Annotated in this window: 13 protein-coding genes; 8 read left to right on the top strand and 5 right to left on the bottom strand. The window is 54.1% G+C overall.

Features of this window, described 5'->3' with window-relative positions:
- Window positions 1-238: 238 nt before the first annotated feature.
- The 3 genes from ACESLM_RS19150 to ACESLM_RS19140 all read right to left on the bottom strand — a co-directional run bounded on the left by ACESLM_RS19150 (window position 239) and on the right by ACESLM_RS19140 (window position 4,215).
- A protein-coding gene (locus ACESLM_RS19150) for an IS3 family transposase (protein WP_372633157.1) occupies window positions 239-1,388 on the bottom strand; the annotation gives its coding sequence in 2 pieces (ribosomal slippage) (window positions 239-1,114 and window positions 1,116-1,388; 1,149 coding nt in all).
- A 200-nt stretch (window positions 1,389-1,588) separates the two neighbouring features.
- Window positions 1,589-2,683, bottom strand: coding sequence for a GerAB/ArcD/ProY family transporter (locus ACESLM_RS19145; RefSeq protein WP_372633156.1), 1,095 nt, complete (start codon window positions 2,681-2,683; stop codon window positions 1,589-1,591).
- Window positions 2,680-4,215 carry a spore germination protein gene (locus ACESLM_RS19140; RefSeq protein ID WP_372633155.1) on the bottom strand — a complete coding sequence of 512 codons (1,536 nt, stop codon included), beginning with the start codon at window positions 4,213-4,215 and terminating at the stop codon, window positions 2,680-2,682. The genes ACESLM_RS19145 and ACESLM_RS19140 overlap by 4 nt, the downstream gene beginning before the upstream one ends.
- Before the next feature lie 564 nt (window positions 4,216-4,779).
- Here ACESLM_RS19140 and ACESLM_RS19135 point away from each other — a divergent pair.
- From ACESLM_RS19135 to ACESLM_RS19100, 8 genes are all read left to right on the top strand, one after another.
- On the top strand, window positions 4,780-7,560 hold the full coding sequence (locus ACESLM_RS19135) for a fibronectin type III domain-containing protein (protein ID WP_372633154.1): 2,781 nt from the start codon (window positions 4,780-4,782) through the stop codon (window positions 7,558-7,560).
- A gap of 186 nt (window positions 7,561-7,746) precedes the next feature.
- A complete protein-coding gene (locus ACESLM_RS19130; protein WP_372633153.1) occupies window positions 7,747-9,504 on the top strand; it encodes a sensor histidine kinase in 1,758 nt (585 codons plus the stop codon).
- Between the two features lie 63 nt (window positions 9,505-9,567).
- Entirely contained in the window at window positions 9,568-11,220 is a 1,653-nt protein-coding gene (locus tag ACESLM_RS19125; RefSeq protein WP_372633152.1) for a response regulator transcription factor, read from the top strand.
- Between the two features lie 115 nt (window positions 11,221-11,335).
- Complete coding sequence (locus tag ACESLM_RS19120; RefSeq protein ID WP_372633151.1) at window positions 11,336-13,066, top strand: extracellular solute-binding protein; 1,731 nt, start codon at window positions 11,336-11,338, stop codon at window positions 13,064-13,066.
- Between the two features lie 62 nt (window positions 13,067-13,128).
- Window positions 13,129-14,028 (top strand): ABC transporter permease, encoded by a 900-nt coding sequence (locus ACESLM_RS19115; protein ID WP_372633150.1) that lies wholly within the window; start codon window positions 13,129-13,131, stop codon window positions 14,026-14,028.
- Window positions 14,029-14,053: 25 nt separating this feature from the next.
- On the top strand, window positions 14,054-14,941 hold the full coding sequence (locus ACESLM_RS19110) for a carbohydrate ABC transporter permease (protein ID WP_372633149.1): 888 nt from the start codon (window positions 14,054-14,056) through the stop codon (window positions 14,939-14,941).
- Window positions 14,942-14,976: 35 nt separating this feature from the next.
- Window positions 14,977-16,872: a heparinase II/III domain-containing protein gene (locus ACESLM_RS19105; RefSeq protein WP_372633148.1), complete on the top strand. Its 1,896-nt coding sequence runs from the start codon at window positions 14,977-14,979 to the stop codon at window positions 16,870-16,872.
- A 38-nt stretch (window positions 16,873-16,910) separates the two neighbouring features.
- Window positions 16,911-18,035 carry a glycoside hydrolase family 172 protein gene (locus tag ACESLM_RS19100; protein WP_372633147.1) on the top strand — a complete coding sequence of 375 codons (1,125 nt, stop codon included), beginning with the start codon at window positions 16,911-16,913 and terminating at the stop codon, window positions 18,033-18,035.
- Here the strand turns inward: ACESLM_RS19100 and ACESLM_RS19095 are convergent.
- Both ACESLM_RS19095 and ACESLM_RS19090 read right to left on the bottom strand, forming a co-directional pair.
- Window positions 17,963-20,254: an alpha-amylase family protein gene (locus ACESLM_RS19095; protein WP_372633146.1), complete on the bottom strand. Its 2,292-nt coding sequence runs from the start codon at window positions 20,252-20,254 to the stop codon at window positions 17,963-17,965. The genes ACESLM_RS19100 and ACESLM_RS19095 overlap by 73 nt on opposite strands.
- A 103-nt stretch (window positions 20,255-20,357) precedes the next feature.
- Entirely contained in the window at window positions 20,358-21,257 is a 900-nt protein-coding gene (locus tag ACESLM_RS19090; RefSeq protein ID WP_372633145.1) for an AraC family transcriptional regulator, read from the bottom strand.
- Window positions 21,258-21,286 lie beyond the last annotated feature (29 nt).

The raw sequence follows: 21,286 nt of genomic DNA, 5'->3' as shown, positions 1-21,286 counted from the left end.
CTTCCTTTGACGTTACTGCTGAATACAGGAGCAACTATGGTGCTACAAGATGTCAAGACAGTTTTTTTAGATTTTTAAGGTGTGGAAGGATTCACAAGATTTGATGTTTTTGCCCCGGAGGGGCGGAAATTGCTCTTCCCGAACTGGAAATTATGAAACGGACTTCCAGTCCTGAAGATGTTCTCAGCGGGAGGGCGTAGCCCAAGCGAAGGCGCGGGAGAAATGGTTTTCTCCTTTGTTATTCGCTTGTGGATAACAGCATAACTTCCCGGTTGTACACAGCGGCCGGCGTATGATTGTCCAGCGATTGATGCGGCAGATAATGGTTGTGCAGATGGATGTAACGTTCTACACCTTGCCGGGTCTCGCGCGGACTTCTGTAGTCGTTGATGTAGACCTCGTTGTACTTCAGACTGCGCCAGAAGCGCTCAATGACGATGTTGTCCGTGGCGCGGCCTTTGCCGTCCATGCTGATCCGCACGTCGTTTGCCTTCAGTAGATCAATAAACTGCGGACTGGTGAAATGGCTGCCCTGATCGCTATTGAGAATGTTGGGCTTACGCCGCGCCAGCGCCCGTGTCGTCGTCTCCAGGACGAAGGCGATCTCCAGGCTCTGATCCAGCTGCCAGTCGACGATAAAGCGGGAATACCAGTCCATGATGGCGTACAGGTACATCCAGCCGTGCTTCATCCGGATATACGTGATGTCCACAGACCACACCTGATCGGGACGCGTGATCGCCAGCTTCCGGAGCAGATAGGGATAGATCCGGTGCTGCAAATCGCGCTTGCTCAGGTTCGGTCCGGGATAGATGGCCATGAGCCCCATCTCTCGCATGTAGGCACGTACGGTATTCTGGTGAATCCCATCTCCTTCCCGGTTCATGATGGCAGCGATTTTCCGGTAGCCCAGAAAGGTATGCTGGGTGTAGAGTTCGTCAATCCGGTGCTTGAGGTGAATTTCCTCCGGGGAGGGAGGGACCGGCTTGTAGTACAGGCTGGAGCGATTCAAGCCCAGCAGATCGGCCTGGACACTGATCGCGTGGTCGGGACAATTCCATTCCAGCAGCGCGAGGCGTTCGTCGCGAGAAAGGTCATTGACCAGATTTTTTTTTGAGCCACGACAATTGACTGGTCAGCTTGCCAATCTCGGCGTAGAGGTCTGTGATCTGCTGTTCGTAGTCATTTTTCATTTTCGAGATCCCTTTGCGATCATCCACAAACAGCTGTGCGAGGTTCTGAACGGCTTCCGTTTTCCAGCGATTGAGCACATTGGTGTGGATTCCATGCTCCGATGCCAGCTGCGATACCGACTTTTCTTCCTTCAGAATTTCCAGTACGATGCGCGCTTTTTCTTCCGGCGTAAACTTCCTTCTGATGCTCGCCATACAACTAAGAAACTCCTTTTTTACTGTCTAGATTCTATGTAGCATTATAAACAACGTAGGTTGTAATATTGCTCTCATCGTCCAAATCCATGCCTATAACTAATGTAATGGATAGATCTTCGAGGTTCACCGCACGATCGCACCCTGGGAGAAGAACGATGAATACTAACGTTAGGAGAATTTTCTCAAGAACTTTCATTTTAGCGATACTTCCTTATTCGAATAATAATCCGAGTATAAAGATACAAGAACAACGGGAATGCATAGGAAAGGAATATGCTTGCTCTCCCAAGCCATAGCTGCATCAAATCGTTTTCATAAAACGAGTGGGAATAAACGACGGAATATAGAACGACGAAGAACAGAGAAATTTGTAGGAATCGGTACATAAAAGCTTTTCCAATTACCTTACCTACACTGTAGGAAGCTGCCCAAATAAAGCTCATCCACGTCTTAAACACCGTAAATAGATAAGCCGTAAACAAAAGAATCTCCAACCGTTCGATAAAGCGGAATTCAATGGTTTTTAACACGCTAACAGACGGCTCATTGTATTTCATGATCGCATCGGGCCCAAAATAAATGAAACAAACAAGGGTCGCCAATAAGTAAGCCAGCATAGTCAATGAATTTCCCACAATCATGGCCGTTGAAGCATTTTCCTTTCTTATCAGCATGGGGTAAAGCAGAAAGGCGATTTCAGAACCAAAGAACGAATAGGAATTTTTAATAGCCGCATGGATAATGGGGAGGAATCCGTCTTTAGGGATCGGCAATAAGTTAAGCCATGAACCATCTCTTAAAGGAAGAAGGTAGAGTATTGGAATCCACAGGCTACAAAAGAACATCATCTCAGCATACCTCCCTAAAACCTGTATACCCTTGCGAATGATCATATAGCCCGGGATTACAAAGGTTATTAGAATGATGTAGTCCGGCGTCTCAGGCAGAAGCCATACCTTTACAAAAAGCATCCCTCTTAATATTTCGACAACAGCCGTTAGGGTGAAAAATACAATAAAAACAAGCGTTAAAAGGGCTCCGAAAATTTTCCCGAAATAGTGTTTGAATAAGTCGGGCATCGTACGATCCGGATTGATTTTCATAATCTGGATAATTAACAATCCGATGGCAGTCGAAACGATCCAATTCATTATTATGGAGAGCCAAGCATCTGTCCCTGCCTGCTCGGCTAAAATTCTCGGAATTTGCAACATGCCCACACCAAGTTGCGTTCCGTGGATTAAAAGTGTGAACTGTAGCGTAGTAATCGAATGCTTGGTCGTTACATTCATTTGGTGTCATCCTTATGTTTTCTTCTATCGCTTTGAAGCGCGCGGGTATTTGTAGGGATTTTCATGATCTTCCACATGGGAAAGCGAATAAACGAGTCCTTTAAATCAGCAAAATGTATGGGAGCGACGGGACTGCCGAAAGGCGTACCGAGGGATTCAAGGGAAATAAAATGGGCGATCAGAATCAGAAGGCCAATCATAATTCCAAAAACACCAAACTGCGAAGCTAACAACATCATCGGAAAACGAACCAAGCGGATTCCGGATGCCATCTCATAACTCGGGAGAATAAAGGAGGCAATGGCTGTCAATGCAACGATGATGACCATGATATTACTTACGATGCCCGCCTGAACCGCTGCTTGTCCGATAATAATTCCTCCAACAACCCCAATGGTTTGACCAATTGGCGATGGAAGGCGTATTCCGGCTTCTCTCATCATTTCAATGGCAAACTCCATAATTAATGCCTCGATTAGGGAGGGGAACGGAACCCTTCCTCTGGATTCGCCAACCGACAAAAGAAGTTTGAGTGGTATTATTTCATAATTAAAGGATATAACTGCAATATAGAAAGCGGGTAGAAGCAAGGCAATAAAAAATCCAAAATATCTTTGCAATCGAATGAAGGACTCTACGACCCAATTCGAGCCATAGTCATCCATACTGCTGAAGAACATCGTAAACGATGCAGGAGCGATTATAACGTTAGGTGAACCGTCAACCACAATAACGAAGCGGCTCTGCAGAATATGGGCGGCCGCAATGTCCGGACGTTCGGTAATCAAAAATTGCGGAAAAGGGGAATGAGGGTTATCTTCAATCCATTCTGCTAATTCACCAGAGTTTAGAATCCCATCGACATTGATTTTTTGAATACGTCCAAGTAAGGTTTCCAGTAGATCAGGGTTAGCCAAATCCTCTAAATAGAGAATGGAAATTTTCGTTTTTGATCTTGTACCTACCTGGACGATCTTATTTTTTAGTTCTCGGTTTTGAATGTATCTTCGGATTAAAGCAATATTTTGGATACTGGTTTCAACTAACGCCTGTTGGGCTCCCTTTATAGAATGTTCTACATGAGGAGTGCTGACCGCTCGTTGCGGCCATCCTTGCGTACCCAAAATATACGCTTCCTCTCGTTGATCGATCAACAATACGCTTCTGCCTTCCAGAATGGCTTCCTCAAGTCGTCCCCAGTTGTTTTCTTTTCGGACTTGACCGATGCTGACGGGAATTTCTGCTGATGCTTCATCGGAAATCTGGATAAGGGGACGCAAGATATGGTTGTTTATCATATCTTTATCCGATAATCCCTCCAGATACACTAACGCTGCTTGCCTGCTGAGATTTTTTATTTCCAGAAATCGCACGGTCAAATCGGAGGTATCGCTAAAAAGCGATTCTAAAATGGCAATGTTTTTTGTTAACGAGGGTTGTACGGGAGAATGGGAGATCGATTGTTCCGGATTATCGGGGATAGCATCATGGCGATTTTTGTTAATTCTTGAGTATTTAGAGAAAATCCGCATGCTTTTAGTCCTCCTCCGCGTAGTGTCCATTATCTCCTCTAACAAGGAAAATCATACAGAATTGCACGATACTGCATTTTAAGCGGTAAAGGGGCTATTGTTCCTCTTGGAAAAGCCAATGCAGCGGCCGGCAATTGCTCATACAATAGTGCATGTACCAGAAAATCAAGTAAAGGAAGCTGATCGTTCATGTCTTGTTATATCGGGCGGATAATAGTCGTACACAACGACGGAACAATCATAATTGGTAATGTCACTCAATTATCCTCTGAAGATACAGCAAACGGCGGCTCTGACGAAAACAAGGAGGTTCGCGGAGAGGTCTCCCTTAGAAGCACCCATAAGGCATCGAAACCGAAGAAAACGAAACGAAAGACCTATCGAATTTCATAGTTTCCGGGGGATAATGCAAGTCGCGACTTAAGTCGCGGCTTTTTTTGTCTAAATCGTTGTAATCGAACGAAGATATGAAAAGTCAATAAAAGCTATTAAATTACAATATCCCGTTTTAGGAAAGCGTTATACATTTGAACTGTATTCCAATAACCGAAGGAGGGACTTGATATGAGAAGGGCAGTCTCGTTCGTAATGGTTATGTGCCTTAGCTTCGTCACCAGTTTCGGCATGCTGTTGCTGACGAACGGCGGCAAAGCTTACGCGGCGGAAACGAAAATCGTCCTGACGCCGTCGATGATCACGAACGAATCGGGCTTGGGCGACGCTACGCTGCTCGTGGACGAGCAGACGCTTGCCGGGGACCCGGCGAACGGCAGCGGAGGCGCTCCCGCGACGAGCTGGCAGGCCGGTTGGAACACGTCGCTGTATCCGGTTCACGCTTACATCGATCTCGGTCAGAACTACAACCTCTCCAGCATCTATTTGCGGGACACTTACGATGTCGCCAACATTACGATCTCCGCGGGCAGTCCCGGCAGCTGGACGACGCTGTTCACCGACCCGCTCACCGGGTGGATGACGTGGAACGCGCATCCGGTAAGCGTGACGACCCGGTACGTGCGCGTCACTCTGTCCGCGCCAAACGTCAACATGACGGAGATCGTTCTCTACGGAACGCCCGCAGGCCCCGGCGGAGGAGATACGACTGCGCCTGCAGCGATCACCAACTTGGCGGCGCCGACTTCCACATCCAATTCGGTTACGCTGACGTGGACGGCTCCGGGCGACGATGGCAATATCGGAACTGCCGCTTCCTATGATGTTCGCTACAGCACAAGCGCCATTACGCCGGCCAACTGGGCAAGCGCCACGCAGGTAAGCGGCGAACCGGCCCCGACCGCCGCCGGAACGAGCCAATCGATGACGGTGACCGGATTGTCGCCAAGCACGACGTATCACTTCGCGATGAAAACATCCGACGCAGCGGCGAACGTATCCGATCTCTCCAACGTCGTCAGCAAGGCGACGACGGCCGCGCCGTCGAGCACGAAAATTACGCTGACGGCTTCCATGATCCTCAACGAGTCGACCAGCGGCGACGCGACGCGCCTCGTCGACGAACAGGCGCTGTCCGGCGACCCGAAAGCGGGCTCGGGAGGCTCCCCCGTCAACGGCTGGGATCCGGGCTCCAATTCGATCTATTTTCCGGCCAGCGCCGTCATCGACCTTGGGGCCGACTATCAGTTAACGGACGTTTACTTGTACGACGGGGCGGGCGGCGGAGATTTCCACGTTGCGGCAGGAACTCCGTTCAACTGGACGCCGCTGTTTACGGATAACCTGTCCCAGCATAACAAGTGGAGCGGACATTCGGTTAACATTACGACGCGGTACGTGCAGGTGACTTTCCCCGGCTGCTGCCGCCAGATGCACGAGATCGTGCTATACGGCACGCTTCAAGGCACGCCGGTTACGCCGCCGTCGCCGATTTCTCCGCAGCTTCCGACGATGGATCAATTGATTGGGATCAACGCCTTTATCGACGATCCGCAGGATAAAATGCAGGCGGCCGGGTTCGTCCGGGAATACCATAACTGGTTCTGGGACGAAGGAGACGCGTGGGATTTCGCGAACCATTCGACCGTTTATCCGGGGTACCCGAACAATGCCAACAAATTCAATCCGAGCTACGCCGGAGGCGGCAGTTGGAATTTCGACGCCTACTATCAAAATCTGAAAGCGGCTGGACTCACGGTTTCGCCCGCTATTCAAGGCAGCGTCGATTGGCTGTCGAACGGCTTCGGGCACAAACCGATTTCAAGCGGGGAAAGCGCGCTGTCGCCATCCTCCTATGCCGAGCATGCCGATCATATGTTCCAATTCGCGGCGCGCTACGGCAGCACGGCCGTCGCGGACAACAAGCTGAAGCTGGCGGCGGGGCAGCCGAGGAGCACGGGGCTTAATACGCTGGAATATTTCGAGAACTGGAACGAGCAGGACGCCTGGTGGAGCGGCAGAGCCTCCTACTTCAACCCTTACGAATACGCCGCGATGGCGAGCGCGGATTACGATGGCCATATGGGCACGATGGGGAACACGTTCGGGGTGAAAAACGCCGATCCGAACGCCAAGCTCGTCATGGGCGGACTTGCCAAACCCGATCTGGAGTATATCCGCGCGCTCAAGTTCTGGGCGGATTGGAACCGCGGCGGCAGCTTGCCGTTCGACGTTCTTAACATCCACATCTACAGCAACGACAGCGTGAACGGATCGCCGGAGACGGTAGGGATCAGCCCGGAAGCAAGCCAGTTCAAGGAACGACTGGAGACGTTCGTCGATTACCGGAACCGGTATATGCCGGACAAAGAAATGTGGATAACCGAGTTTGGTTTCGACACGCATCCGACTTCCGTTCAACGGGCGCCCGCGATCGGATCGACCTCGCAATTCGAAGTGCAGGCGCAATGGCTTGTCCGCTCCTATCTGGCCGCGGCGGCCGCGGGGGTCGATAAAGCGGCCATGTACATGCTGCGCGACGTCAATCCGAACAGCTCGACGAAGTACGACAACAGCGGCCTGATCAGCAGTCAGAATACGGGAGGCGTGCCGAAAATCTCGTGGTATTACGTCTATACGCTGAAAAACCGGCTGACGGGCATGCGGTATTCGGGCGAGCAAGCTTCGGGCAACGCCAACGTCAAAATTTACAAATTCAAGAACGCTACGAGTACCAACGGCGGTTACGTCATCTGGAGCCCGACGAGCAACAATACGACCGTCAACGATTATCAATTGTCTCTGACGGGGACTCCTTCTTCGGCGACATTGGTTACGATGCAGAATGGAGATACGGACGGCGTTCCGTCCGCTCTGACCGTCTCCGGCGGCAAAGTGACCGTTAACGTAAGCGAAAGGCCGATTTTCGTCCTGGTCGACGATATTCAGTAACGTCTTAAAAAAGCATAAGCCGTCCTCGCCCTTGTGTGCCGTGGGCGGGGGCGGCTTGTGGCACGTTAACGCCTGACGGACAGGCGGCGCGAAGAGCGGCTCTATCAAACGGTCTATTGTTGTGAAAGCGCTTGTATTCTAAGATATACATAGGTTGCAAAGAACTACCTCAAAAGGGGCGATAACTTGAGATTGCAGAGGCCGAGAACGTGGAAACTGACGATTTTTCCGAAGCTGATCCTTGCGTTCCTGTTAGTTATCGCGCCGATGTACGGCATCGGATTGGAGATGAACATGCTGGGGGAATCGAGCATCCGCGAAGAGCTTTCGAATTCTCTCAAATCCAGGGTCGATTTTTATTTGAACGCGTTGGAAGTAGAGAACGAACGGATGATGAGCCTTCTCCAGAGGTACGTCGTCGACAAGGACGTGCAGCATCTCGCTTTCGTCAGCAACACGATGTCTCTGGGGGAATGGTCGGAAACGGTGCTGCGCATCCAGGACAAGCTGGAAGTGATCAAAGGCTCCAGCCTGTACGTCAAGAGCGTGAGCGCTCATATTTTAACGTTGAAGCGGACGCTGTCCAGCGAGAAGTCGATCAGCGATACGCTCGACGAAGAGTACGAGGCGGTAGCTTCGGTCTATAAGCGCAAGGGAGCCGGACTCTTTTACTGGAAAGAACGCTTGTTTCTTGCGGTTGCGTACCCGGGCTCGGATCTTCCCGGCATGCAGGAGACGTTCGTGCTGTCGATTGAATTGAAATTGGAAGCGCTCAAGCAATCGCTGCTTACGATTACCGACTATGAGAACTCCGGCGCGATGCTGATTCATACGGATGCGAATTGGACATTAAACGGCGAGGGAAACGGCGAGCTCGCTCTGGAGTTGGAACAGTTTCTGAAAGAACGAGCCGGGCGGCAAACGTGGGAAGGTATCGAACAAATCTCGGCGGGAGGGAGCAGTCAATTGGCCGCCTACAAAATTTCTTCAACGTTCGGTTATTATTTGCTCGCATACGTGCCGCCGGAGCAAATGCTCGGTCCGCTCGAGAGATATCGCGGACTTCTGTGGGCGCTCTCTTTTATCTCTTTGGCGATTATCGTCGCTTATTCCTACTGGTTGTACCGGCTTATCCGCAAGCCGCTATACAAGATGATCTCCGGCTTCCGCAAAGTCGAAGCGGGGCTGATGGAGCCGATGGCGCTGCCGAAGTCGAACGACGAATTCATGTACTTGTTTCAGAGATTCAATATGATGATGGATAAATTAAAGGTGCTTATTCACGAGGTGTACGAACAGAAAATCCGCGCCCAGAGCTCGGAGCTTAAGCAGCTGCAGTCGCAGATCAATCCGCATTTTCTGTACAACACCTATTTTATTTTATATCGCTTGGCCAAGATGAACGATAATGACAGCGTCGTCCGGTTCAGCCAACATCTCGGGGAGTATTTCCAGTACATTACCCGCAACGCGGCGGAGGACGTTCCGCTCGAAGCGGAAATCAAGCATTCGCGGACGTACGTGGAAATTCAAAACATTCGTTTCGCTAAGAGCCGCATTGATGTCGAATTCGGCGAGCTGCCCGAAGGCTGCAAACAAATGCTCGTGCCAAGGCTTATTCTCCAACCTTTCCTTGAAAATGCGTACCAGTACGGCCTCGAGGCCAAGAGGAAAGACGGACGGATCGTCATCGAGATGGAAAGACAGGCTGAGAATTTGCTCATGTCCGTCGAAGACAACGGCGAGAAGCTGACGGACGGCGATCTTCAACGGTTGGAAGCGGATATAGCCAATAGCGGCAAAGATATGGAGTATACCGGGATGCTGAACGTGCACCGCCGCCTGCAAATTCGCTTCGGGGCCGATTGCGGCGTTTCCGTCGCCAGGGGCGAAATGGGCGGACTGAAAGTTACGCTCAAACTGCCCTGCGCAACGAACGGATAACTTACGCACACTAGAAAAGGATAGCGAATTTTATACTTTCTGAATCAACAAGGAGGAAGCGCCATGTACCGTCTTCTCATCGTCGATGACGAACCGATTATCGTTGAGGGGCTTAGCGAGCTGTTCCAGCAACCCGAGTATCCGCTGGAGGTGTATCAAGCGTTCGACGCCAAGGAGGCGCTGACGATTGCCCGCAAGCTCAGAATGGACATTCTGCTCACGGACATCGAGATGCCGGAGATGAACGGAATCGAGCTGCAGCGCGAGGTGTCCAGGCTGTGGCCGAGGTGCAAGTCGATTTTCCTGACCGGCTATAACGAATTCGATTATATCCAGTCGTCCATCCGCGCCGGAGCGATCGACTACGTGCTGAAGACGGAAGGGGACGATCCGATCGTCGCGGCGGTCTCGAAAGCGGTTGGCGACATCTCGGAAGAAGTGACTTACGAGAATCTGATCGCGAGCGCCCGCACGCAGCTGAGATTGGCGCTGCCGACGCTGCGCAAGGACTATTTGACCGGACTGCTGCTCGGCGATGTTTCCTCCGTCAAGTCGCGGGAATCGCAATTCGCCGAACTGGATATCCAGTTGGAAGCGGATCGCTCCGTCGTCGTCTGCGTTGGGCGAATCGACCGCTGGAGGGAGGACTCGGCGGGCGGCGACAAACCGTTGTTCACCTATTCGATCAACAACATTTTCGAGGAGTTTTTTTCCCGCGATTTCAAGCTCGTGCATTTCAGCGCGGAATGGAATCGGCTCGTGTGGCTGATGCAGCCGAAGGAGGGCAAATTCGGTCCGGCGGATTCCGATCCGATGCGGGAAGAGGACGCCGATCTGCACGCCTACATGCTCGGAATGCTCGAATCGGTGCAAATGGCTTGCCAGCAATACTTGAAGCTCGTATGCTCGTTCGTCGTCTCGAGCGAACCGTACGATTGGGAATCTCTCCCTGCGAAATACGATCGGCTGACCCGGCTTTTCGGACGAGGCCTCGGCTTGGGCAACCAAACGCTGCTCTCCGACGAACGGTCGGTTGCGGGGGACGAAGAGCGGATGCGCGGGAAAATCAAACGGATCCGGCTGCTTGACCGCTATTTGATGCAGAAGGAAAGAGAGAGGTTCGTCGCGTTGTTCGACGAGATCATGGACGCGATCGGGGATCCGCCTTCCTTTCATGCGGGAGCGCCCCTCGAAGCTTTCTACGAAATGGCCGCGATTTTCATCTCTCATATGAACCGATTGGAAGTATTCGCGGAGCTGTCCGGCACGATGGACATCGGCAAGCTGTTCGCCATTCACGAGCACGCCTCGTGGCGGGAAGCGGTCACGTTTTTCCGCGGCGTTGCGGAGCAGCTGTTCGAGCATATGGCGGAAGGAAACGAACAGGAAACGAGCGAAGTGGTAGACCGGATTCAGGCGTACGTGGAAGAGAACCTGGAAGGAGATCTGTCGCTCAACCGGTTGTCCGACCACGTCTATTTGACTCCGTTTTATTTATCCCGGTTATACAAACAGAAAACCGGTCACAGCATCAGCGACTATATTACGAAGACGCGGGTGGAGAAGGCGAAGCGGCTGTTAGGCGAGACGCCGCTCAAAATCCATGAAGTCGGCATGCGCGTCGGTTACGAGTCGGCGTCTTATTTTACCCGTTTCTTCAAGAAGACGACCCATCTGACGCCGCAAGAGTTCCGGGATTCGTACAAGAAGCTTTGACAAGAGGATATGAAAGGATAAGGAAAGCTATATCTTTCTTATTTTCGTCCATTTCCGCGGCACGCATAATGAAAGCTGTAAGTCAAACCAAGCAATATTCCGGGGAGGCAAGCAGATGGCGGCAAAGAAATTAAAGGTTTGGGCGCTCGTCGCGCTGGTGTTGATCGTGGCAGCCGTTACCGCCTGCAGCAAGGACAACGGCGGAAAGGCGTCAAACGCGAGCGATTCTCCGAGCGCAAGCTCAAGCCCGAGCGCTGGCTCGAGCCCGGCGGAAACGGCGCCGGACGGACCGACGGGCAAATACGATCCGCCGATCGAAGTGACGACCGTCCGCTCGATTAACGCCGGAGTCAAGTTCCAGGAGGGCGATTCGCTCGACTCCAACATTTGGACGAAAGATTTCGAAAGCGCGCTTGGCATCAAAGTGACGAACAAATGGAAAGTGAGCGACCAGCAATACCAGAACAAAATGGCCGTTACGATGGCTTCGGGAGACTTGCCGGACTTCATGCTGGTCGATGCCCAGCAGTTCCAAGTTCTCGTGCAGGCGGACACGATCGCCGATCTGACGGACGTTTACGCGAAATACGCTTCCGATCTGACGAAGAAAAGCATCGAAGAAGGCGGCGGGCTGCGAATGAAAGCCGCAACGGTCAACGGCAAAATCATGGGCATTCCCGCCGACGGCGGCGGACGGGACGACGCTCACAGCATCTACATCCGTACGGACTGGCTGCAAAATCTCGGCCTGGAGCCTCCGAAAACGATGGACGACGTGATCAAGATCGCGCTTGCGTTCACGAAGGACGATCCGGACAAGAACGGCAAGAACGATACGTACGGCTTAAGTCTGGACATGAGCCTGTTTAACGGTTGGTCGGGCCTGGAAGGCTTTTTCAACGGCTATCACGCCTATCCGTTCAATCCGACGAAAGGCACCGGAACGAACTTGAATTTCATCAAGGGCGCGGACGGCAAAGCGGTATGGGCCGATACGCAGCCGGAAGTGAAGACGGCGCTCGGGAAGCTGCAGGAGCTGTTCAAGGCCGGCGCGATCTATCCGGAATTCAGCGTCATCGACGGGGTCAAATCCGGCGAACTGGTCACATCGGGCAAAGTAGGGATGGCTTACGGCGCGTTCTGGGTGCCGACTTGGCCGATCAACAATATGAAGAAAGACGTGCCGGGCTTCGATTGGGGCATCTACCCGATCGTTTCGGCGGACGATAAGCCGGCCATGGCGCAGAGCACCGGCGGATTGCCATCGAAGTTTTACGTCGTCAGCAAGAAATCCAAGCATCCGGAAGCGCCGTTTATTTTACTGAACCGGGTCGTTGATAAGCTGTACGGGAACTTCGATATCCAATTCCATACCGTTGTCAAGGGCGACGTCACGTACGGATTGCATATGTATCCGCCGATCAACGGATCGTTCGCCGAGAAAAACCAGGAGGCCGCTTCTGCGGTGCAAGAAGCGCTTCAAACCAATAATACGTCTCAATTAAACGAGGAACAGAAGCAATATTACGACCAGGTCCAGCAGTATAACGCCGGGGATCTCGGAATGTGGGCTTCCTATAAATTATGGGCTCCCGGCGGCGTGTTCGACGTGCTGGGACAGTACAAGAAAAACAACCTCATTTTCCAATCGGCCTATACCGGCAACCCGACTCCGACGATGATCGCGAAAGGCCCTTCCTTAAGGGACGAGCAAGTGAGAACGTTCACGGCGATTATTATGGGCTCTCAGCCTGTCGATTACTTCGACGAGTGGGTCGCGAAATGGATGGAATCCGGCGGCAAGGACATTCTGGACGAAGTGAACGCCAGCGGACAGGTACAATAAAATGCCGGGGGATAGAGGGCAGCCTCTGTCCCCTTTGCATCTTGAGGCAGGAGGTTCGGAACATGATTCGCAGAAACTGGAAAATCGAGTTGCCGCTTCACCTGATGCTCGTTCCGGGGCTCGTCGTCGTGCTGTTGTTCAGCTACGGCCCGATGGCCGGCGTCGTGATCGCCTTCCAGAACTATATCCCCGTGAAAGGGATCTTCGGATCGGAATGGGTAGGGCTGGAGCATTTTCGCTATGTATACGGCTTGCCGGAAACGATGACGGTGCTTCGCAACACGATAACCATCTCCTCGATGAAAATCGTCTCCGGATTGCTCGCGCCGCTCGTCACGGCTCTTCTTCTTAACGAAATCGGCAAAAGGATATTCAAGCGCACGGTGCAAACGGTGATCTACATGCCGCACTTCCTGTCCTGGGTCATCATGGCCGGAATCTTGCTCGACGTGCTTTCCCCGACGACCGGCATCGTAAACAGGTTCATGGAATGGCTGGGCTTGTCGAAAGTGTTTTTCCTCGGCAACGCCGACTGGTTTCCTTACGTACTCGTAGGCACCGACACGCTCAAGGAATTCGGGTTCGGAACGATCGTCTATCTGGCCGCGATTACCGGCATCAACCCGGCGCTGTACGAAGCGGCCGTGCTCGACGGAGCGAATCGCTGGAAACAGACGCTTCACGTGACGCTGCCCGGCATCGTTCCGATCATCGTGCTGCTTCTGACGCTAAGCCTGGGCAACGTTCTGAACGCCGGTTTCGACCAAGTGTATAATTTGTACAGCCCTTCGGTGTATTCGACGGGGGATATCCTCGACACGTATGTGTACCGCATCGGTCTCGGCAACGGCCAATACGGAGTCGCTACGGCGGTCGGACTGTTCAAATCGGTCATTTCTCTCGTTCTCATCTCGGTATCTTATTTCCTGGCTTACCGACTGGCCAACTACCGGATCTTCTGACTAGCCATACAGGGAGGAAGTCGCATTGGTTCAACAATACTCGTGGAGCCGGAAGTTGTTCGTCGCTTTCAACTACTCGATACTCGCCATCATGTCCTTGGTTTGCTTGCTGCCTTTGTTAAACGTGCTAGCCGTATCGTTCAGCTCCGCGGCCGCTATCGAGGCCGGAGAAGTGACGCTGTGGCCGGTCGATTTCACGACGCGCGCATATTCGTTCGTCGCTTCCAAAAGCGAATTTCTTACGTCGATGGGCATTTCCGTTCAGCGGGTGCTGCTCGGCGTGGCGGTTAACATGACGTTGACGATTCTGACGGCTTATCCGCTATCGAAGGAAGCGGCCCATCTGCGGTTCCGTACGGGATACGCATGGGTTTTCGTCTTTACGATGCTTTTCTCGGGAGGCTTGATCCCGTCTTACATGATCGTCAGGGAACTGGGACTGATCGATTCCCTGTGGTCGCTCGTGCTGCCGGGCGCGGTTCCGGTTTTCAACGTGATCCTGATGCTGAACTTCTTCCGCAATCTTCCGAAGGAGCTGGCGGAATCGGCTTTCATCGACGGAGCCGGGCACTGGCAGACGTTATGGAGAATTATCGTGCCGCTCTCAATGCCTTCGATCGCTACGGTGACGCTGTTCACGATCGTCGGCCATTGGAACGAATGGTTTCATGGGCTTATCTATATGAACGATCCGGTTCATTACCCGCTGGCCAGTTATCTGCAGACGATCGTTGTCAGGCTGGATATGACGCAGCTCAACGACCCGACGGCTTTGCGATTCCTGTCCCAGTTGAACGATCGTTCTCTTCGCGCCGCGCAAATTTTTCTGGGCATGGTGCCCGTGCTGTGCGTTTACCCGTTCCTGCAACGCTACTTCATGAGCGGCATCGTGCTGGGAAGCGTCAAGGAATAGTTTCGCGAATGATAGGGAGCGAGGAGGGGGACGCGATGTTATACGAACGATACGGACGACAAAGCTTGAAAGACCTGCTGCTTCCGGCGGAGCGGTTCGCACCGATTCCAAGGGCGGACGACCGCGAAGACTGGGAAGCGATCGAGCCGGAATACCGGGAGATGTGGATCGCTCTGGCCGAGCGGTACTCCGATTATGCTTGGCCGGCGATCCGGATGGAAGATTATATGGCTTATTGGAGATCGGGGGATCTGTCCCGGTTGAATCTCGCGATTTTTGAGAGGCGAAGCGTGCTCGGCATGTTGGTCATCGCGGAATGCATCGAGGGAAAAGGCCGGTTTCTCGATCAGGCGATAAACGGCATTTTCGCCGTCTGCGAGGAAACGACCTGGGTTACGCCGGGTCACAGAAGCCATTGGAAGGTCGACCAAGAGGAACCCTTGCCAAGCGTTGCCGAGCACGGCGTCGAGTTGTTTACGGCGGAAACCGCCAAGCTGCTCGCTTGGACCCTCTACTTGCTGCGAAGCCGATTCGATGCGATCAGCAAACGGATCGGGGAACGGATCGTACGCGAGGTACGGAACAGGTTGCTAGCGCCCTACATGGAGCACGACGATTATTGGTGGCTGGGATTTACCGAGGGCGTACGCGTTAACAATTGGAACCCTTGGTGTAACGGAGCGGTGTTGACCGGCTTCCTGCTGCTTGAAGATGACCATGATTTACGCAGCGCGGGAATCGTAAAGACGATGCGCAGCTTGGACGCCTTTATCGCCACGTATCCGCCGGACGGATGCTGCGACGAGGGGCCGTCCTATTGGAGCGCAGCCGGAGGAGGGCTGTACGAATGTCTGGAGCTGCTGCACCTGGCGTCGGCGGGGCGAATCGACGCGTTCGGCGAACGCATCGTGCGGGAGATCGGCGCTTATCTTTACAAAGCGCATATCCACGACAGCTATTTCGTCGCTTTCGCCGATTGCGACGCGAAGGCGAGTCCCGATGGAGATGTCGTTTACCGATACGGACGGAGCGTCGGGGACGAAGCGCTTGCTCGGTTGGGCGCAAGCTTGCCGAAGAGCGGCAAGCCGAGCACCGCGATCTGGTTCGGCATGTACGGCCATTTGCGAACATTGTTCCGGGAGGAACCGCGATCGGAGAGCGGCGCCAAAGCTCCGTACGTTCGCGATGCATGGTTTGAGAACACGCAGGTGATGGTCGCCCGAGAGAGGGAAGGCTGCGAGCGCGGCTTGTACGTTGCCGCCAAGGGCGGGAGCAATCTGGAGTCCCACAACCACAACGACGTCGGAAGTTTCATCGTGTTCGCGGACGGCTGCCCGCTGCTCGTCGATCTCGGCACAGAGGAATACAAGGCTCAGACGTTCGGTCCCGACCGTTACGAGCTATGGTATTTGCAGTCGCAGTATCACAATTTGCCCACGGTGCGAGGGGTTCTGCAGAAGAGCGGCGGCGAGTTCCGGGCCAAATCCGCGGAATACCGGCAGAACGACAACGGCGCCGAGCTGGCTATGGATATTTCCGACGCGTATCCGGTGGAGGCCGGAATCGAACGTTGGCGGCGAACGGTCAGGCTCGTTCGGGGCTGCGAAGCCGCGGTGCGTGTCGAGGACGAATTCGCGATGAGCGGCGGGATTCCGGCCGATATTTTCCACAGTCTCATGACGCCTTGCGAGCCGCGGGTGATCGAGGAAGGCACGATCCTGCTGGAATACGCGCCGAACCGAACGGCCTATGTCCGTTACGATTGCCGACAATTGCGCGTTCGAATCGAGCCGATCGGCTTCATGGACAGTCGGTTGAGAAGAAACTGGGGAGAGCGAATGCACCGCATCGTGTTGGAGGAGAAAACGCCCGTGGCTGAAGGGAGCCGTACTCTCGCGATCACGATCGCCCAGCCTGACTGCGCGCATTGACCCGACTAAATTGAAAAAAAAGAGAAGAGGCGATCGGCATGTGGGATCCGAATCCGATGTACGTCATTCCCGGTGGAGTGGAAACGCGGTGGGCTTGCCCCGAGAACAGAACGGCCGGCAAGGGGATCGCGGCCCGTTCGAATGGAGGAAGGAAAGGCTCTCCGTTTCTGCCCGTTCGCGCGAAGGAACAGGTCGTTCTTGCCCAGGAGGACGGTACAAGCGGAACGATACGCCGAATTTGGGTAACGCTCGACGACCGGAGCCCTCGAATGCTGCGTTCGCTTAGGCTCGACTTTTACTGGGACGGGGCGGAGAGAGCGGCGGTCAGCGCGCCGCTCGGCGATTTTTTCGGAACGGGACTCGGCAGAATCGCTCCTTTCCAGTCCTCGCTGTTCAGCAGCCCGGAAGGACGGAGCTTGAACTGCGCCGTTCCGATGCCCTTTCGGACGGGAATGAAGATGGTGCTGACCAATGAAGGAGATACGGACTTGGCGATGTTTTTCTACGAGATCGATTATACGGTAGGGGACCGCCATTCCGACGACGCGCTTTATTTTCATGCCCACTTTCGCCGGGAACGACCGACTTCCTTGCGGCAGGATTACGAGATCGTTCCCCGACTTGCCGGAAGAGGCCGGTTCCTGGGAGCGAATATCGGCGTAATGCCCGACGCGGAGAAATACGGCCGCTCTTGGTGGGGCGAGGGAGAATGCAAACTTTATTTGGACGGGGACGAAAAGTTTCCCAGCTTATGCAGCACCGGGACCGAAGATTATATCGGCACCGGCTGGGAGCAAGGAACGTTCAGCCATCTGCACCAGGGCTGCCACGTCGCGGACAAGGAGGCGATGGCCTATTGCTTCTATCGCTATCACGTGCCCGATCCGGTCTATTTTCGGCGGGACATTCGCGTGACGATGCAGCAGATCGGCTACTGGGATCCGCTGACGAAAGAAGCGTTCCGGCAAATGGACGTAACGGTGATGAAAGCAGGGGAAGGGAGCCAAACCGTCGCTTTCGCAAGCGACGCGGACATACCCGACTACGGCAACTTCGAGCGGCAGGACGATTGGTCGAGCTGCGCTTACTTCTACTTGGACAGTCCGTATTCGACATTGCCGGAACTGACGGAGGTGGATAAAAGAGTCAAGGATTGCCGTTGAATCTCGAATCCCGCAAGCTTGGACAACTCCCCGTCCGACACTTCGAGTCGAAGCTCCGGCGGGCCGGAGGAGAAAGCCGACTCGGCGTCCAGAGGAGTCAGGCGACCGTCAACCGCACCATACGCTTGCACGCCGGAGAATTCGCCATCGATCGCGAGGGTGCCGGCCGAAAACGGAATGCAGACGAAGCGCTTGCTTATTTTCAAATCCAAGCCATCTTGGGATAGGATCGCCCATTGGCCGGTGAAGCGAAGGTAGGGCGCTTGTTCGTAGCGTTTGGCTTCCGCCCCGTCGTTATTACGCAACGCGAGGGCGGTCAGCGCTGCTTCGGCTGCGGTTGTTGCTGCAGACGCTGTCGTATCTCCTTCGCTCGTTGCTTCGAGTCTTCCCCACGAGATGAGCTTCGGCTCGCCCTGCAAACTTCCCGTATCCGCATCGAGCCACAGGGGCTTCCAGCCGCAAGTGCGGCGATGCCAAGTCTGAAGCGCGATCCAGCGCGCTTGGTCCGCCGCGGTTATCCGTTTGCCGTCAACGTCGAACTCCCCAATCGTTAAGCCGTTAACGCCGACGACTGCGGTGTCGAGTAAGATCGGGCCAAGCGTATCCCAGTAGTAGCCGGTCGACGTGTTGACGGGCATGCCATGTGCGGCCGCTAGCGATGCCCACAGGCAGCGCTGATTATGACCGGCGATCTCATGGGCCGCGCTGTCGCCAGCGTCGCCTAGATCATCGAGATTAATAAGATCGGTAACGTCGCGAAGCAGGGGATTAATTCCATAGTAGATCAGGGTAACAGCCGGATCGACCGACTTGGCGGCTTCGCAAGTCAGCTTGAGCAGAGCGTAGGCGAGCCGTTCGCCTCGATAGGCCGGATCTCGCGGCACGCATACGTCCTGACTGGGAAAGCCGTAGCCGAAGTCAAGCTTTAGCGCGGCAGGCCTCCATCTATGCATAATGCGTCTGACGCGCTCGACGATCAGCTTCCTTGTCCGCTCCGAGCTCGGGTCCAACAGATAATGATAGCCGCCTTCGGCGAGCGGATTTCCGGACCATCGCCACTGACGAGGGGTCCCGTCCGGTCCGCAAAGCAAATCCTCTTCCGTCAGTCCGGAAGCCGCGGGATCGTCCGTCCATCCGAGGCTTTGCCAGATGGCGATCTCGTATCCCCGTTCGCGGAGTCTGTCCAGATCCGCTTCGAAATTAGGAAACCGCTCCAGGTGCGGTTCCCCGCTTCCGACAAACGATTCCCAGCAGTCGTCGATAATGACCATGTCCGCGGGCGTGGTGCGGGATACTCTTCGTTCGAATTGCTTCAAGTCGAAGCGGCCCTCTTTGAAATCGCCCCATGTGCAAATAAAGGAACGCGCATGGTGCGGGGATTTCTGCTCGAACGGTCCGAAGGTCTCGTAAAGACGGCCGAACGCCTCATAGCCGGTGTCCCCCCATGCCAAGCGAAGAGGTTCTATCCACTGGCGGTTTCGAAGATCGGGAGCCGACCAGAGATCTTCCCGATAAGCGTATCGAAGGCTCGCGGTAACCGATTGCAAATGCAAAGTCATCGAAGCGTCGGGGATTTCGCCGGGCCCGAAGGCTAACCAACCGTGTCGCCCGCCCATCGCCGCCGCATATAACGGCCTTGGAAAAGCCGCCGCATAGGGGGTTCCCATCGCATCGCCGAAACTGCCCAGAGGCAGCGTCGCGTCGCCCATGTCCCAGGACCGGAAGAACGAATGGGTCGGGGAAGAGCCGGCGACGGGAACGCAATAGCCTTCCGACGACCAATCGGACCAGAACGGCCGGTCGAGCCTTGGAGCGCGGGATAGCTCTACCTGAGTCATTAATCGGGTTCCGAAATGAAAGGAGACGATTCTCGTCTCTTTCGTCCAGTTTGTTTCTAGTCGAGTAAACCGCAGCCCCCAATCCGTCGTTTCGCCGAGCAGCGAGCCGCTGCCATATGCGCCGAAGTCGAGAGCGAAGCGGAATTCGCCAGTCTCGGGGGTTGTTTTCATCGCGGAGACGGCAGCTTTGACGTAATTTGCGCCGCCGTCCGTCTCGAGTTCGAACGCGGGCAGCAGACTGCCGGACCAGATTACCTTCCTCAGATTTCCGTCGCTCGCTTGCGGACCGTCCGCCGTAAGCACGGCAAGATCCTTATCGACGTCCCAGACCAGTCGTTTTCCTGCAGCCGCAGCGACGATGGGGGGAATTTGCAAGTTCATCCGTTGCCACTCTCCCTGTTTTGAATTCGTCTGATCTCATTATAAGTTGAATTCAAGCGACGGTATTTGGTCCGGATAGGGAAAGGGGTATCCAATATCATGATTATTTTTTGCGGCTCCGGTTAGGCCAATAGACGCGATGATCGGTTTCGTACAGGGAGGAGCAGAAATTGGTCAGGCTCATTCCCGTTTTCTTCTTGAACATTTTGCCGAAGGCATGAATATCGTTGTAGCCGACCAGGGCGGCGATTTCGCTGAACGATAGCGGAGATTGCAGGGCAAGCTCCTTGGCTTTGGAAATACGCGCCCATAGGAGAAATTGCATGGGCGTCGTGCCGAACGTTTTCTTGAATTCGACGATGATATAGTTCCATGTCAGACCCGACAATCTCTCGATTTCAGGTACGTCTATAGGACGTTCCAGATGATTCTCGATATGGTTTTTGACGAGGATGAGGCGAGCCAGGTTTTTGCGGCGTCCTGTGTCTTCTTGTTGGGTAACGCCGGATGCGCGGCGGGACGTTTCAGCGAGGAGGGTCAGCAGCAGCGCTTGGCAGATCAGGCGGTTTTCCAAGCCCGGCTGACGATATTTGGCGACAAGCTCCGCAAAATGACGCTCGACCGCGTGCCCGGCGTAACCTCCAAGCATATGCGAGCCCTCCAACCGTTCCTCCATCGGAAAAGGACTGTCCGCGAAGTGGAACACGATCGTAATCGTAATGAACTCGGCGCCGGGCAAGGAGCGAAGACCATGTTCTTCAAGCGGCCGATAGAAGAACACGTCTCCTTTTTCCACGAGATGAGTCGCGCCGCCGACGGTGAATTCGCCCCGTCCGCCGATCACGTAGTTCAGGGCGTATTGCTTCAAGATGCGTCCCGAGAACCCCCAATCTCTAGGAGCGTTGAAGATGTGCGCCAGCGAGATATAAGGAGGGAACGGGAAGTCGCTGAGCGCTTCGAGCGTTTCTTGCGGATTAAGCGCAGCCAGATCGGGTTTGTGCATATCGCAGCCGGTTCCTTTCTCATCTCCGC

Origin of the sequence: Cohnella sp. (genome assembly GCF_041641335.1) — a bacterium.
Classification (GTDB): domain Bacteria; phylum Bacillota; class Bacilli; order Paenibacillales; family Paenibacillaceae; genus Cohnella.
Note: the sequence above shows the minus strand (reverse complement) of the source record. Positions and strands in the feature narration are given on the sequence as shown.